This is a genomic window from Acinetobacter sp. UBA6571 (assembly GCF_002434085.1).
Classification (GTDB): Bacteria; Pseudomonadota; Gammaproteobacteria; order Pseudomonadales; family Moraxellaceae; genus Acinetobacter; species Acinetobacter radioresistens.
This window is the reverse complement of record NZ_DJJJ01000041.1, coordinates 1-15,666: the sequence shown is the minus strand read 5'-3', so window position 1 is coordinate 15,666 and position 15,666 is coordinate 1. Positions and strand designations below refer to the sequence as shown.

Annotated in this window: 12 protein-coding genes; 7 read left to right on the top strand and 5 right to left on the bottom strand. The window is 43.8% G+C overall.

All coding sequences use genetic code 11. The features are described from left to right. Positions 1 to 52: 52 nt before the first annotated feature. The 3 genes from B3X18_RS08185 to B3X18_RS08175 all read left to right on the top strand — a co-directional run bounded on the left by B3X18_RS08185 (position 53) and on the right by B3X18_RS08175 (position 3,722). Positions 53 to 760, top strand: a complete 708-nt coding sequence (locus B3X18_RS08185) for a cache domain-containing protein (protein ID WP_005026664.1) — start codon at positions 53 to 55, stop codon at positions 758 to 760. 195 nt (positions 761 to 955) lie between these two features. Then, entirely contained in the window at positions 956 to 2,287 is a 1,332-nt protein-coding gene (locus tag B3X18_RS08180; protein ID WP_005026666.1) for an APC family permease, read from the top strand. A 19-nt stretch (positions 2,288 to 2,306) separates the two neighbouring features. After that, on the top strand, positions 2,307 to 3,722 hold the full coding sequence (locus B3X18_RS08175) for an NAD(P)/FAD-dependent oxidoreductase (RefSeq protein WP_005026668.1): 1,416 nt from the start codon (positions 2,307 to 2,309) through the stop codon (positions 3,720 to 3,722). 116 nt (positions 3,723 to 3,838) lie between these two features. On the opposite strand, the gene B3X18_RS08170 is transcribed toward B3X18_RS08175, so the two are convergent. Next, positions 3,839 to 5,086: an aromatic amino acid transport family protein gene (locus tag B3X18_RS08170; RefSeq protein ID WP_005026670.1), complete on the bottom strand. Its 1,248-nt coding sequence runs from the start codon at positions 5,084 to 5,086 to the stop codon at positions 3,839 to 3,841. A 250-nt stretch (positions 5,087 to 5,336) separates the two neighbouring features. On the opposite strand from B3X18_RS08170, the gene B3X18_RS08165 reads away from it, so the two are divergent. Further along, positions 5,337 to 6,824: a PLP-dependent aminotransferase family protein gene (locus tag B3X18_RS08165; protein WP_005026672.1), complete on the top strand. Its 1,488-nt coding sequence runs from the start codon at positions 5,337 to 5,339 to the stop codon at positions 6,822 to 6,824. A 94-nt stretch (positions 6,825 to 6,918) separates the two neighbouring features. On the opposite strand, the gene B3X18_RS08160 is transcribed toward B3X18_RS08165, so the two are convergent. Next, positions 6,919 to 8,028: a beta-ketoacyl-ACP synthase III gene (locus B3X18_RS08160; RefSeq protein ID WP_005019614.1), complete on the bottom strand. Its 1,110-nt coding sequence runs from the start codon at positions 8,026 to 8,028 to the stop codon at positions 6,919 to 6,921. A gap of 30 nt (positions 8,029 to 8,058) precedes the next feature. Continuing rightward, positions 8,059 to 11,883 (bottom strand): ATP-dependent RNA helicase HrpA, encoded by a 3,825-nt coding sequence (gene hrpA, locus B3X18_RS08155; protein ID WP_227592525.1) that lies wholly within the window; start codon positions 11,881 to 11,883, stop codon positions 8,059 to 8,061. A gap of 373 nt (positions 11,884 to 12,256) precedes the next feature. Between hrpA and ahpC the strand changes: the two genes are divergently transcribed. Both ahpC and B3X18_RS08145 read left to right on the top strand, forming a co-directional pair. After that, positions 12,257 to 12,820, top strand: coding sequence for an alkyl hydroperoxide reductase subunit C (ahpC, locus tag B3X18_RS08150; protein WP_005019607.1), 564 nt, complete (start codon positions 12,257 to 12,259; stop codon positions 12,818 to 12,820). A gap of 183 nt (positions 12,821 to 13,003) precedes the next feature. Continuing rightward, positions 13,004 to 13,210, top strand: a complete 207-nt coding sequence (locus tag B3X18_RS08145) for a KTSC domain-containing protein (protein WP_005019605.1) — start codon at positions 13,004 to 13,006, stop codon at positions 13,208 to 13,210. 34 nt (positions 13,211 to 13,244) lie between these two features. Here the strand turns inward: B3X18_RS08145 and B3X18_RS08140 are convergent, their stop codons facing one another. Both B3X18_RS08140 and B3X18_RS08135 read right to left on the bottom strand, forming a co-directional pair. Then, complete coding sequence (locus B3X18_RS08140; RefSeq protein WP_005019602.1) at positions 13,245 to 13,829, bottom strand: O-methyltransferase; 585 nt, start codon at positions 13,827 to 13,829, stop codon at positions 13,245 to 13,247. A 45-nt stretch (positions 13,830 to 13,874) separates the two neighbouring features. Beyond that, positions 13,875 to 14,090, bottom strand: coding sequence for a DUF1653 domain-containing protein (locus B3X18_RS08135; RefSeq protein WP_005019600.1), 216 nt, complete (start codon positions 14,088 to 14,090; stop codon positions 13,875 to 13,877). Between the two features lie 310 nt (positions 14,091 to 14,400). Here B3X18_RS08135 and ahpF point away from each other — a divergent pair. Continuing rightward, on the top strand, positions 14,401 to 15,666 hold a 1,266-nt coding region (gene ahpF, locus B3X18_RS08130), incomplete at its 3' end, for an alkyl hydroperoxide reductase subunit F (RefSeq protein ID WP_286935375.1).

Sequence of the window (15,666 nt, the reverse complement as noted above, 5' to 3'; positions counted from 1 at the left end):
GTTGCATGTTCCTATCCAGACGGTGAAATAACAAGGACAAGGATATAAAGGAATGAAAACAGAATTATATATAGAACAGCTCCAGATGTTACTCGAGCAGGTTATAAGTGAGACCACTTCAACTGCACAGCAATTGGCCCAGCAGACCAGCCATATTTTATCTCGACGTATGATAGATCCGGGTCGCGGTATTAAACTGTCGACTGAGGAGCGTCAAGCTTTACAATATGAAATTAAGGCTGCATTAGGAAAATCGACTTATACACATGGGATTGGTTTTGCAGGATATACTCCCGAAAACCAGGAAGAAAAAGATTACTGGACACTGGAATGGTGGTTTAAAAAAGGTGATGAACTGCAACAGGCTAAACTTGAAAACTACCAGAATGCCCAGCGTTTTCTCGATTTCCGCTCCTTTGACTGGTTTCAACAGCCAGCATGCAGCAAGCAGCCCTATATTCAGGGGCCTTATGTCGACTATATCTGTAACGGTGCCTACACGATTACCACAGCCTATCCCGTAATGGTACAAAGCCAGTTTGTAGGGGTAATTGCTATTGACTTACTGGTCTCTTCACTTGAAAAGGTTTTTCTGCCTGGCCTCCGCAAAATCAAGCAGGCTGCTGTGATTATTAATGATACAGCCCGTGTAATTACCTCCAACACAAAAGGTTTTCGCACGGGTACTCTGGTGAGACATACGCCTATGGCTAGTACAATTGTGCGGTCATCCCAGCCCTTGCAGCTACTGGTTTTATAGCTTTAAACCAGTTATGGGTAAAGGCTTTAAATTAAGCCTCTGATTAGAAGCCAAGCCACCTTATAAATTACAAGAACCTGAACTTAAAAGTTTGGGCACATATTCTTTATGCTTATTTTATTTATATCAGCAACATATCATTGACTGGCTTAAAAATTGCAGGGTAGCAAACAGAAATATAAGGGCTTTTATAATATGGAAAAAACTACTGTAAATTTAAAAAAACTGACCCTCTGGCAAGTCATTATTATTGGTATTGCCTACATGACTCCGATGACGGTATTTGATACCTTTGGCATCGTTTCGGGTGTTACCGATGGACACGTACCTTTAGCTTATATACTGGCATTAATTGCAATGGTGCTAACTGCATGGAGTTATGCGCGTTTTAGTCGTGAATCTGAAAAAGCAGGTTCAGCATATACCTATACTGCTGAAAGCTGTGGTCCACAATACGGCTTTTTTGTTGGCTGGTGCGCGCTGCTGGATTATCTCCTGCTTCCGCTCATTAATGTATTACTCGCTTCCATTTACCTCACTGCCCTGATTCCAGATGTTCCTTATTGGGCTTGGGTCATGATTTCTGCAAGTGTTGTCACTCTGGTGAATTGTTTTCGTATCAACATATTAGCCAACTTAAGTCTGGTTTTTGTTTTTGCGCCTATTATTCTCATGGTTATATTTGTTTATCTGGTAATTCAGGGTATAGGCTCTTCTCAGGGTTATGAGCATGTTCTGACTCTTACGCCCTTATGGAATGGAGATCATGAGCTTTTACCACTTATCGCTGGCGCATCAATTTTGTGTTTTTCATTCTTAGGGTTTGATGCAGTCACGACATTATCTGCTGAAACCAAAGACCCGAAGCGGAATATCCCGCGTGCGGTACTGATGACCACCCTTATTGGCGGTTTGATCTTTATTAGTGCATCTTGGTTTATCCAGCTTTATTTTCCCAGCAATGTCCGTTTCAATAATCCGAGTGAAGCCCTGCCAGAAATTGTGCTTTATGTAGGTGGAGCCTTTTTTCAGTCGGTTTTCCTGTGTGGGCAGATTATGAATACCTTTGCTTCCGGCCTTGCTACCCATGCCAGTGCCTCGCGGCTTTTGCATATTATGGGCAGAGATGGTATTTTTCCGCGTAAATTCTTTGGTGCAGTTCACTTTAAACTCGGTACGCCACTTTTTTCGGTATTATTTGTCGGCCTCATTTCAATGAGTGCAGCTTTTCTGGATCTCGCCCAAGTCGTTAGCCTGATCAGTTTCGGTGCTCTGGTTGCCTTTACTGCAGTGAATTTCTCAGTATTTATGCAATTTTATATTAAAAAGCAGCAACGCACAGGACTCAAGAATAAGTTCCTCAACCTGGTTTTACCATTTATTTCAGTCTGTGCCATCTTGTGCCTCTGGTTCAATCTGGATCATTCCTCCTTGATATTTGGTTGTATCTGGTTATTGGCCGGTATCTCCGTTTTCTTTTACAAAAAATTTAAAAAGCAGAATATTGCTATCAGCAATGTTTATTAATTCATTGAGGTCAGAAGCCATGTTAAATATATCTAAACCTATAATATTAAATGATGTTGTTTTTAAGCCGTCAACCACTCAACAGGCAGGTAAAGAATGGAACTGGGTTAATCCTCGTCATCTACAAGCTGACCACCCGGCCAATTATTATGAAAGCTCTCTGGCAGACTGGCATGAATTTAATGTCCTGCAAACTGATTGTGAATGTGATGTGGTTGTCATTGGTTCAGGCCTGTTAGGCGCCTCTACTGCATTACATCTGGCTGAACAGGGGGTCGAAACTGTTGTACTTGAGAAAAATCGTGTTGGTAGTGCCGCTTCGGGGCGTAATGGTGGCCAGTTGACACCTGGTCTAGCCCGTTGGGAAGCGGGTGAAATGGCAGAACATTTTGGCTATGAAGATGCAAAAAAACTCTGGCATTTTACTTCTACAGAGGCTATGCAGTTAATTGATGAAATCTCTGAAAAATACGGTCTGGATTTTCAACGAAAACGAGGACACATTACTGCTGCGGTTCATCAAGGTCATCTGGTTGGTCTTACCCAAGGTGCAGACGCCCGTAAATATCTCGGTGAAGACCATACACGCATTGTAGGTAAACACGAATTAGGTGAATATATTAAATCAGACTATTATACCGGCGGACTGATTGATGAGTTAGGCGGCCAGATTCATCCACTTGCTCTAAACCGTGGCCTGATTTATGCCTTCTGCAAAAATGGGGGTACCGTGTATGAACAGACTGAAGTAATTACAATTGAAGAAGCCGAAGACGGCGTGTATGTCAGAACAACAACCGGTACAGTCAAGGCACGCAAAAGTGTAGTGATGGCTGTACATCATGCATCATTTAAGTTGCTTCCACAGAAAAAACAGACGACGCTTCCCTTCTATACTTACGTTAGTACCACTGCTCCGCTTGAGCTTGATATTCATGAGCTTCTGCCTGAGGAGCATCCGGTTTACGACACCCAATTTCAGATTGACTATTATCGCCCGGTCACACAGAACCGGTTGTTGTTTGGCGGACAAGGTACAGGTAGCTGCTGGTCACCAGAGAAGACCTTGAACTATTTAAAAAATCGTATTCATACAGTTTTCCCACAGCTCAAGCAGGTTGAAATCGATTTTGCCTGGAGTGGTACTACTGATTTGACAGTCAATGGTGCTGTAGACAGTCGTAAGTTCGGGAGCAAGTTTCCAATTTATGCCGTGCATGGCTGGAGTGGGCATGGTGTTGCCCAGACTGTGCGTATTGGTAAAGCCATTGCAGCAGATTTTATTGGTCAATCCAGTGATTTTAAAATGCTCACTCAGATTGATCATGCCAACATCCTGTTTGCGCGCACTCTGGCCCCTGTTGTGATTCCAATTGCAAAAAGTGCTTATGGTGTGGGAGCTTTAATGAATCCAGGTAAAATGGTGTCTTTTTAATATTTTATTTAAGAAATATAAATAGTTTTCTCCAGCTTAAAATCATTAAAAACCGGTAAAGCAAATCGCTTTACCGGTTTCATAAATGAGCAGTTAAGGTTTAGAAACAATAAAAATTACCAGCCAGCTGGCAATAATTTGAATAATGCAGCAATAGCATAAACAGCACTGGCAAAATAGATAAGAATAATCAGAATTTTAATGCCCGGGTGAGTAATGGCAGAGCTGCATGTCCATGAAGGTTGAATATCTCCACGCGCACGCGCACCTTTTAAAATAAGCATGGGCATGATAGACAGGACTACACCGCTAAATGTTCCCGCGATATAAAGAGCATTAACGAAAGAGACCATACCGCTATAAGCCAGCAAAAATGGTGGAAGAGTTACAATGGCCATGACCAGAAGACGCTTTTTCATATCGCTATGAATTGCCAGTTTAAAACGATCACCGATATTTGTAACCAGACTGCCACCTAGCCCCCAGTACGAAGTCAGCATTGCAAACAAGGCAAACAGGTTAGCAGAGAAAAAGGCCCAATTACCCAGTACCTTGCCCCAGCTTAAAGTTGCTACCTGGGTAATGTTATCCAGACCACTAAGAGCAATCACGGACATCGGTACCGCAGCCAGCAGAATAAATGTAATTACCATACCGGTAATAATAGCTTTTGGCAGCTGCTCAGGCTTATCACTAAAACCACGTGCCATTTCTGGCACGATATATTGGGCAGAAAAACAGAACACCACGACATTAAATACTGGAATCATATAGATCCAGTTGCCCTGCATCAGATTTACAAACTGGGTTTTTTCATTGAGCAATGTCGCACCGAATAAAATTGCCAGCATAGCAACCATGCATATACAGATTACTTTTTCACTACGGCCAATCGCTTTTAATCCGAGCCATAATATTCCTGCCGCGGGAATAAAGAAAATAAGACTGCCGAGTGACCTTGGCAGGCCGGTCAGCGAATTCAGCAGCTCACCACTACCACTCATATAGGCGATTAATGCACCCATTGAATTAACACAAACCGCTGCGAAAATAATCCATGAGCCTAAAGCACCTACATAACGCTCGGACAGGCCGCTTAGTTGCAGATGTGCCCGGGTTCTTAATGTTGACTCGGCAACATATAGCATGGTAATGGTGGTCAAAATACCAGCGACAATTAACCAGAATAGCAAGGGCATAAAACCTGCCTTACGCGCTGCATAGGCTATAGAAAGAATACCTGCACCAATATTGGTGCCGACAATCATTGCAACGCCTTCCAGAAAACTTAAAGATTTGACAGGCGCTTCTTTGCACTCTGCAACGGTAAAAGGTACTGCGCCTTGTATGGTCTCTTCTGACATGATGAATTCCTTATAAATTATAGTCCTTGATGACTTAGGTTTCTAATTTCCTGTTATGCTTTTATAACGGGTTCAGATTCATCTTCTGATCAATCCTGCTTGTTTTAAGACCCTTGAATTTCAGTAAATTAAGCCTGAGTATATGTTCAGCTCCAGGGTTGAACCTGCTGGCCCATCCATAAGGTTTTATAATTTCATGCTTTATGGGGCCAGAAACGAGAGCCATTTTTAATAAACCGGAGAGAGCCAATTGCTTAGCTTGTTAGGAGACCATCTGTTACAGCGCTTACAGAAACAGACCGAGGGAGCTCTATATCACCGGGTATTCTGCTGTTTACGTGATGCCATCACAGAAGGTATTTTACCGCCTAAAACACGGCTACCGGCTTCGCGTGATCTGGCTCATGAACTCAAGGTTTCACGTAATACTATCTTGAATGCCTATGAGCATTTACAGGCACAAGGTTATATTCAGGCACATACGGGACGTGGCAGCTGGGTCGCTGAAAACCTGCCGGAGAGCTATCTGACGGTACCGGGACATGAACATCTGGCAGAACAGCCCAACCAGCAACAGTTAAAGCATCTGTCTAAGCGTGGTACTGCATTTCTTGAAAGTGCAGCCGCATCCCCCTATCAGTGGGGTGCTTTTGTGCCAGGCGCACCAGACGTTACCGAATTTCCACACGCCGAGTTTGGCCGGATTCTGAACCGTTTAAGCCGCCAGCCGGAAATTTCACGGCTCATCTATAGCAATGACGGAGGCTGTCTTGAACTTAAACAGGCATTAGCAGATTATTTGCGGGTTGCGCGCTCTGTACGCTGTGAGGCTGACCAGATTCTGATTACTGAAGGTATTCATCAGGCAGTAGATCTGGTTTCACGCTCTTTATGCGATGCTGGTGATCAGGTCTGGATTGAAGATCCGGGATACTGGGGTGCGCGGAATATTTTACGGATCAATGGACTGTGTATTAACCCGGTACCCGTTGATCATGAAGGTCTTATTCCTGATCATACATCTTCCGTTCCTAAACTGATCTTTGTTACTCCCTCACATCAGTATCCGCTTGGTTCGCACTTGAGCGTATCCAGACGCCGGCAACTGTTAGACCTGGCCCGTTATCACGGCAGCTGGATAATTGAAGATGACTACGACAGTGAATTCCGCTTTTCCGGCCAGCCTTTCCCCTCCTTGCAGGGACTGGAAGAAAATACGCCCGTCATTTATATGGGAACATTCAGTAAAACGATTTACCCGGCACTACGGATCGGTTATATGGTCATTCCTAAAAGTCTGGTCGAATCACTGAAAACGGTAGCTGCCGAGCTTTATCGGGGCGGGCATTTACTTACACAGCGTGCACTGGCTGAATTTATTCAAGAAGGTCATTATGCCGCTCATATCCGTCGGATGCGAATTTTGTATGGTAAACGCCGTGCATTTCTAATTGAACTGATTGAGCGCTATCTGGGCACAGAGTTTATTCATGAATTTAGTCATGCAGCAGGGTTACACCTGGTCCTCAAGCTGCCGGAGCATAGTGATGACGTTGCAATTGCCAGAATGGCCCTTTCGCGTGGTGTCAAAGTAAGACCTTTATCACGCTATTATTCGGATGCAGACCGCTCACAAGCTGGTCTGCTACTAGGTTTCGCCTGTGTAAAGGAGAAAGACATGCTTGTAGCATTTAGCGTATTAAGACAATGTCTGAAAGAACATCAGATTGCACTTTGAACCGGGTTAAAGCTACCCTTTTACTCACTATACAAATACAATAAAAAGGGCACAGCCTAAACTGTACCCTTCTTAAGAGTTTAACAAGATATTTTTATACTACGTGCTTTTGTACCAGAATACAGCCTACAGAATAACCTGCACCAAACGAGCACAGAATTCCATATTCACCATCGTTTACTTCGTGTGCTGTGCGGTGCATGGCAATAATGACCCCGGCAGAAGAAGTATTGGCAAATTCATCCAGAATAATCGGAACAAGCCCTGGCTGGGCTGCTTCTTTGCCTACTACCAGCTTCAAGATTAATTCATTCATGCTGGCATTGGCCTGATGTAACCAGAAGCGTTTTACTTCATTAGGCTGAATACTGTTTTTCTCAAGTTGAGCAGTAATCATTTTTGCGACCAGCGGACATACTTCCTTAAATACTTTGCGGCCATCCTGACGGAAACGCTTGTCATCAATATTGGCATTTTCACTAGTATTTAAAAAACCAAAATTATTACGAATATTGTTGGAAAATTGAGTAAACAGTTGTGTGTCCAGAATTTCAAAGCCAGATTTGCTGTCTGTATTTTCAATAATAGAAGCAGTCGCTACATCACCAAAAATAAAGTGACTGTCACGTGAACGGAAATCAGAATGCGCAGATGTAATTTCAACATTGACCAGCAATACACGACGCGCGCCTGTCTTAATGGCATCATGAGCCTGTTTCAGGCCAAAGGTCGCTGCAGAGCATGCCACGTTCATGTCATAGGCATACCCCTGAATTCCCAGAGCAGTCTGAATTTCAATAGCAACTGCCGGGTAAGCGCGCTGCATGTTTGAACATGCCAGAATCACGACATCAATATCTTCAGGTGTAACACCAGCATTTTCCATCGCCTGCTTGGCAGCAATTACGCCCCACTCTGCCTGTAACGACAGCTGGTCATCAGCACGTTCCTGCAAATGTGGACGCAAACGTTTCGGGTCAAGAATACCAGTTTTTTCAGACACATAACGACGCTTGACGCCTGATGCCTTTTCAACAAATTCAGCACTTGAACCACGGCGGGGCTCTAGTTCACCTGCAGCAATTTTTTCAGCATTTTCTAGGTTATACTGTTCCACATAAGCATTTAAACTTTCAACTAACTCTTCGTTGGTAATGACATTTTCAGGATGAAACAAGCCAGTACCAGTAATGCGGATGCCCATGTAAAACTCCTTTTAAAGAATGACGGTATTTTAACTGATTCCGAGCCGATCCCATAGTTTTTGCAGTCGAGTTGCAGAAACAGGTATTTTGGTCTTCATAGGCTGGGAGAACAGGGAAATACGTAATTCTTCAAGCATAAAGTAAAAGTCTATAGATTTCGGATTGTTACGGACACTGAATAACTTGTCCATCCACGGGTCAACCTGGGCAATAGCAGCTTCATCACGTTGCAGGTTATTAGGCAAACGCTCCAGACGCAGAACCAAGGCCTTCAAATAACGTGGAAATTCTGCCCATACCTCAGGCGGCTGGGTATAAACGAAATCGCCCAGTTGCATCAGGTCAAGCTGATCTTCAATATCATCAATACTACGCCCAAAAATTTCCGGATCAAGCACGAGCAGTTTACGGCGAATATCTTGCCACTGAATAAAAATATCGCTGAGTGCTGCCAAAGCCTGCTGGCCATAACTCAGGAAATTTCCCTTAACCTCTGCCAGTACATTCTGGAACTCTTCGGCATTCACCGGCAGTTCAGTTAATGCCATTTGCAAAGTCGCATATACCAGCATTTGCTCCAGTTTGGCCCGGTCACCTAATGGCGAATAAGCCAGAGCCAGAGGCTTACCCAACTGCTTTTTAAGCTGACGTATCAGGTCACCTAACTGCATGTGAATCAGACGAATTACTCCTTCACGATGCTGTTTAATGGCTTCGGCCTGATCATTAAAACTTTGTATAACAACACCTGATTCATCTTTAGCTTCTATCTCACTAAAGCTTTTTACCGGAACCAGAGCCTGATACTGTTTTATCACTACGCCTGTTACTTTCTGAGTGGCTTCAAAAATAAAGCTTTCCGGAAAAGTTTTATATTCACCTTTCAGCTGTTTTACCGGTCGCTGGGTTTCCTGACGGCAACGTGCTTTTAGCTCTGCCAGATCACGTCCTTTTTCAATCACTCGGCCTTTTTCATCAGTTACCTTGATAAAAGGAATCAGGTACTGATCAATCCGTTCAACTGAAAAATCCTTCTCTGTAATCTGTTCACCCCGCAAGGCAAATGTCAGATAATTCAGAACATGACGCTGCAAATCCTTATCCTGTACCTCACGCAGCAACTTGCGTGCAGTATCCGGGATCGGCACCAGATTACGTCGTTTATCCTTTGGCAAAGATTTAAGCAAGGCCTCAACCAGTTCCTGACGCCAGCCTGGAATTCCCCAAGACCAGATCTCTTCATTGACCTGCGCTAATGCCTGTAATGGAATTTTTACTGTAGCCCCGTCTTCATCATGGCTTGGGTCAAAGCGGTAACTTGCAGCCAAACGTAACTGTCCATTTTGAAGATAATCCGGAAACTGCTGTGTAGTCGGACGGTCATTCAGCCAGAGTGACTCTTCATCGACATATAAGAAACGCGGTTCTTTGGCCTCAACTGTAGCCAGCCAGTCTTCAAAACTGCGTCGGCTGGCAATTTCAGAAGGAATTTTAGAAGCATAAAACTGATAGACAGTTTCTTCATCTACAACCAGATCACGTCGGCGCAGCTTGTCTTCTACCCGCTCTACTTCTTCAAGTTTAAGCAGGTTATGTTTTAGAAATGGCGGTATAATGCCCAGGTTACCGGTTGTGAGAGCATCTCGCAGGAAAATCTCATGAGCTGCTGCCTGATCAACTTTTTCAAAATTGGTCAGGCGTTTTGGCTCAATAATTAAACCAAATAGCGAAATCTGGTCATAGGCATTTACAATACCTGTTTTTTTCGACCAGTGTGGCTCAAAATAGTGATGCTTCAGCAAATCACGGGCTGCTAGCAAAATCCATTCCGGTTCAATTTTAGCCAATGTCCGTAGATAGACCTGTGAAGTTTCTACCATTTCAAAAGCCATTACCCAAGATGCACCCGCCTTATGTAAAACAGAAGCAGGAAAAATTCGTGCCTTTTGCTGGCGCACCGCCATATAGACATTTTTTTCATCAGTCTTGTTGGCAATAAAGGAAAGTAATCCGGTTAGCAGGGCTCGGTGCAGGTTTTCATAACTGGCAGGTTTATCATTAAAACTCAGCTTTAAGCCTTCAGCCAGTTCAACAAGTTGTTTATAAGTCTGTTTCCATTCACGTAAACGTAGCCAGCTTAAAAAATGCTGACGTGCAAATGCGCGACGTTTATTTTCACTTAGCTGGTTATCCTTGTTGCCTTTTAAAGTTGACCAGAGCTTCAAATAAAATAGAAAATCTGAATCAGCTTCTTTAAATAAAGCATGTTTCTGATCCGCCTGAGTCTGTTTATCCGCAGGTCGCTCACGTGGGTCCTGTACAGCCAGTGCGCTCACAATAATCAGAGCTTCATTTAACGCACCGAAGTGTGCCCCACCCAGAATCATGCGGGCAAGTCTTGGATCAATTGGCATACGTGCCATCATCTGACCAATTTTAGTCAGCTCAGCTTTTTTCTCGTTTAGTGCACCCAGTTCAATGAGCAGCTTACGTCCATCATTAACCAGGCGGTGGTCAGGCGGCTCAATAAAGTCAAAATTTTCAAGATTTCCTAAACCTAAACTCTGCATTTGCAGAATGACTGAAGCCAAGTTTGTCCGCTTGATCTCAGGTTCTGTAAATTCTGGCCGGCTTAAAAAGTCTTCTTCACTATACAGACGAATACAGACCCCAGGCGCAATACGGCCACAGCGCCCCTTACGCTGGTTTGCAGCAGCTTGCGATATCGCTTCAATCGGCAAGCGCTGTACGCGCGAGCGATAACTATAGCGGGAAATACGGGCAAAACCGCTATCAATCACATAGCGAATATTAGGAACAGTCAGTGCCGTTTCTGCCACGTTAGTAGCAATAATAATGCGCCGGCCCTTTCCTCCCGGATTAAAAATTTTCTGCTGTTCACCTAAACCCAGGCGTGCGAACAGTGGCAAGATTTCTGTATGCCGTGGACCATGTTTTTCCAGAGTTTCCTGAAGTTCGCGAATCTCCTGTTCTGTACTTGAAAAGATCAGGATATCTGCATGTTCCGGATGACCTTTTTCTTCTGCATCCTTGAAGCACTCTTCTACAGCCTGAACTACTGCACGTGGTAAATTTTCTTCGAAGTCATCAAACTCATCATCATCACTTCCTGCAATGTTCAGGTCGGAAATCGGACGATAACGTACCTCAACCGGAAAACTCCGGCCTTCCACTTCATAGACTGGTGCACCATTAAAGTAATGACTAAACCGATTTACATCTAGTGTTGCCGAGGTAATAATGACTTTTAAATCAGGACGTTTTTTAATGAGCTGCTTCAGGTAGCCCATAATAAAGTCAATATTTAGTGAACGTTCATGCGCCTCATCAATAATAATCGTGTCATATTTAGTCAGATAACGATCATGGGTCAGCTCAGCCAGCAGAATTCCGTCTGTCATCAACCGGACTATAGAATCCTGTGAGCCCTGTTCATTAAAACGGACTTTAAAGCCAATGGATTCCCCAAGCTTTTCACCCACTTCTTCAGCAATACGCTGTGACACGCTACGCGCTGCCAGACGTCTCGGCTGGGTATGACCAATCATTCCCGTCAGGCCGCGGCCTGCCAGCATTGCTATCTGGGGTAATTGTGTTGTTTTACCAGAGCCGGTTTCACCTGCCACAATAATGACCTGATGCGTTTGTATTGCTTCAATCAGTTTGTCCGCATATTGCGTGACTGGCAAATCCTGATTCAGTTTAATATTCGGGAGGCGTTCTACACGTGCCCGCACCTTGGCGTTAGATTTTTCAAAAAGTTCCTGATACTGCTTGGGATTTGCATCTTTACCTTTACCTAGCCGATTTAAACGATAAGAGTCCCGCGCCATGACCAGTTGATCTACATTTAAATGACTCAGCACCGAGCGCAATTCCTGATATAAAAATACGAACTGTCTATTTTACGCCGTAATGACATCCAGTGAAAGAATTCTCACTTTAATATATTTAGTGTTTTTTTCATTTTAACCCTTGAATTTTAAAGGGTCCGACGGCATGTTATATGCGTAGCAAAAATGCTTGTCCCGACTGGCTCTAGATTTCGCCTTAAAAAATGAACCGGACAAGACTTAGGTAAAATAGAAATGGCTTAATTTGTTTTACCGATTTAAGCAATGTAAAAATACTATTTTACCAATGATAAAAAATTATCTATTCTAGATCATGAAATTTAAATGCTAACACTCAATCATGGAGACAATGATGAGCTTAATTAATACTGAAGTTAAACCATTTAAAGCAACTGCTTATCAGAACGGCCAGTTCATCGAAATTACTGAAGCTGACCTGAAAGGTAAATGGTCTGTATTCTTCTTCTATCCAGCAGACTTTACTTTTGTTTGCCCAACTGAGCTTGGTGACCTTGCAGACAACTATGCTGAATTCAAACAGCTAGGTGTTGAAATCTACTCAGTTTCTACTGACACTCATTTCACTCACAAAGCTTGGCATGACTCTTCAGAAGAAATCAAGAAAATCGAATACCCAATGGTAGGCGATCCAACTTGGACTCTGGCTAAAAACTTTGAAGTATTAATCGAAGCTGATGGTCTTGCTGACCGTGGTACTTTCGTTATCGATCCAGAAGGTAAAATCCAGATCGTTGAAATCAATGCTGGCGGTATCGGGCGTGATGCATCTGAACTGCTTCGCAAAGTAAAAGCAGCTCAATACGTTCACGCTCACCCAGGTGAAGTATGCCCAGCTAAATGGAAAGAAGGCGATGCAACACTTGCTCCTTCAATCGACCTAGTAGGTAAAATCTAATCTTGATTAGATTAAGCTAATAAAAAACCGTCTCATTTGAGACGGTTTTTTTATTTGAATTTTATTCTATAGCCGAGCCAGCACAGCAATAACATATTTTATACTCACAGAAAGATTCATTTCGACTATGGTCAGCTTATAAGCATTATAAATGAAAATATAACTAAAGCGTGGAGGAAACCTATGCCACAAGTTTTAGCTGTTATTTACTGGAAATATGACTCTACTTCACGTTATTTAAAAATTTTTTATAATAATGGTACAGGCGAGCTTTATCACCCCGTACCGGCATTTGTATATGACAATATGATGCGCGTTACTGACAAAACTGCTTTTGTTCACAAATATCTGGAGTTCAATTTGCACTTTGACCGGCTATCAATAGCGTGAGTTTCAGTAAATTAAAATATTGAAAATAAAAGATTCAGGTTCGTGTTGCCATGAGTAGACCGGCCCCTAGATCCAGTGTCGTTAACATCATGTCCTGCTCCTGCTGAAGTAAAGATATAAAATCTTTAACCTGATCTGCATGTGAAATTACGTTATCTACAATCAGGACCCCTTTTGGGGTCAAAACTTTCTTTAAATAAGGCCAGTAGATAATATAAGCATCCCGCTCTGCATCAAGTAGAATAAAATCGTACTGTTCCTGAGTATGGCGAAGAAACTCAAGCGCATCTCCGACCCAAAACCGGACTACATCAGTTAATCCCATTTTTTGTGCATGCCACTGTGCCTGCTGACTCCGTTCCTTCTCTATTTCAAGAGTAACTAATTTTGTCCCTGTTGCTCTGGCCGCCTCTGCCAGCCAGAGTGTAGAGTATCCGGTAGAAGTACCAATTTCCAGCAATCTCTCGGGTTGCTGAATACGCACTAGCATAGACAAATAGTAAGCCGATTCTGGCTCAATATTTCGATAGCGCAGCAATCGGTCATCCTGGTCTGCATCATGAGCTTGGAAAGATTGATAGAGCTCAGCCATATAGACATTAAATTCGGAAGTCGCCATGGCAGTTTTTCCTGTTTTTATTATAAATTTTTTATGGTTTAAAATTTATACGATCTGGATAAGCTTAAATCGGGGAATAGTTTCACCTTCTACCTCCACCGTTTCCTTAAACATACTTAAAGGTCGAACCCACATTGAATAATCACCATATAGACATTGATAAATAACCAGTTCCTCTTGTGTTTCACTGTGTTTCGCTACAGAAAAAACCTGGTATAGCTGTCCCTTATAATGCTGATAAATACCACGGGTAATTTGCATGGTGTATTCCATCGAGAGAAGTTTAACAATCATGACTATGCCATAAAAAATTTTATTTGCTGCATGAAGAAAGAAAAATATTTTATTTACTGTCTCGCCGTCTGCAACTGAGAACCGAGCGAATTACACACCGCCTAAACAGCTAAGTCATGAAAAACAAGATCAGAACAGGCCCGAAAAACCGGCTCTGTTCCTTAATCACAATTCTTAAAACCGATTGTATTTATAAAAACATATTGTTTCACCTATTAATGGCTTTGCAGTATCATCAATTCATTCCTTAATATTGACTCCTTTGGAGAAGTTAGCAATGTTAGACCAAAATACTTCAGCACAACTTAAAACATTACTCGAACGTCTGGAAAGCCCGATTGAACTGGTTGCCTCTTTAGATGGCTCTGACAAGTCAGATAAAATCAAAGAGCTGGTCAATGAAATTGCCGCCCTGTCTGATCAGGTGACTGCACGCCTTGATGGCCAGCACAGCCGCCGCCCAAGCTTTGGTGTGGCCAAAGCCGGCGAGCAGCCCCGGGTATTCTTTGCCGGCCTGCCGATGGGGCATGAGTTCACCTCGCTGATTCTGGCCCTGTTGCAGGTTTCCGGATACGCTCCCAAAGTCTCTGACGAGGTACTGGCACAGATTAAAGCGCTCAACCTGACTGCTGACTTCGAAGTATTCGTGTCACTGAGCTGTCATAACTGTCCGGATGTGGTGCAGGCCCTCAACCTGATTGCCATCTATAACCCGGGCACCACTGCCACTATGATTGACGGGGCCTTCTTCCAGGAAGAAGTCGAACAGCGCAAGATCATGGCGGTTCCAATGCTGTTCCAGAACAGCCAGCACATCGGTCAGGGACGTATGACCCTGGAAGAGATTATTGCCAAGCTGGACAGCGGTGCGGCGGCCAAAGATGCAGAGAAACTTAATGCCAAGGCAGCCTTTGATGTCCTGGTGATTGGTGGTGGTCCGGCCGGGAATACTGCTGCCATCTATGCAGCGCGTAAAGGTATCCGTACCGGGATCGTGGCTGAACGCTTCGGTGGACAGGTGATGGACACCATGGATATTGAAAACTTTACCTCGGTCACCAAAACCCAGGGGCCAAAGTTTGCTGCGGCCATGGAAGAGCATGTGCGTGAGTATGAAGTCGACATCATGAACCTGCAGAAAGTTGCCAGCATTAAAGGTGCAGAAGAAACGGCCAGTGGTCTGGTTGAAGTGACTCTGGACAATGGTGCCCGACTGGAATCTAAAACAGTGATTCTCTCTACCGGTGCACGCTGGAGACAGATGAATGTACCGGGCGAGCAGGAATATGCGACCCGTGGTGTTGCCTACTGCCCGCACTGTGACGGTCCGCTGTTCAAGGGCAAACGGGTAGCGGTGATTGGTGGCGGTAACTCCGGGGTTGAGGCAGCGATTGATCTGGCCGGTATTGTTGAGCATGTCACCCTGCTTGAGTTTGCTGATACTTTACGTGCAGATCAGGTATTGCAGGACAAGCTTGCGAGCTTGCCGAACACGACAGTAATCAAGTCTGCGTTGACCACAGAGGTGGTGGGAGACGGCTCA

Coding starts and splice junctions, on each gene's coding strand:
- B3X18_RS08185 (WP_005026664.1), top strand. CDS start 53: ATGAAAACAGAATTATATATAGAACAGCTCCAGATGTTACTCGAGCAG.
- B3X18_RS08140 (WP_005019602.1), bottom strand. CDS start 13,829: ATGGCGACTTCCGAATTTAATGTCTATATGGCTGAGCTCTATCAATCT.
- ahpC (WP_005019607.1), top strand. CDS start 12,257: ATGAGCTTAATTAATACTGAAGTTAAACCATTTAAAGCAACTGCTTAT.
- B3X18_RS08145 (WP_005019605.1), top strand. CDS start 13,004: ATGCCACAAGTTTTAGCTGTTATTTACTGGAAATATGACTCTACTTCA.
- hrpA (WP_227592525.1), bottom strand. CDS start 11,883: ATGGCGCGGGACTCTTATCGTTTAAATCGGCTAGGTAAAGGTAAAGAT.
- B3X18_RS08160 (WP_005019614.1), bottom strand. CDS start 8,028: ATGGGCATCCGCATTACTGGTACTGGCTTGTTTCATCCTGAAAATGTC.
- B3X18_RS08180 (WP_005026666.1), top strand. CDS start 956: ATGGAAAAAACTACTGTAAATTTAAAAAAACTGACCCTCTGGCAAGTC.
- B3X18_RS08170 (WP_005026670.1), bottom strand. CDS start 5,086: ATGTCAGAAGAGACCATACAAGGCGCAGTACCTTTTACCGTTGCAGAG.
- B3X18_RS08175 (WP_005026668.1), top strand. CDS start 2,307: ATGTTAAATATATCTAAACCTATAATATTAAATGATGTTGTTTTTAAG.
- B3X18_RS08135 (WP_005019600.1), bottom strand. CDS start 14,090: ATGCAAATTACCCGTGGTATTTATCAGCATTATAAGGGACAGCTATAC.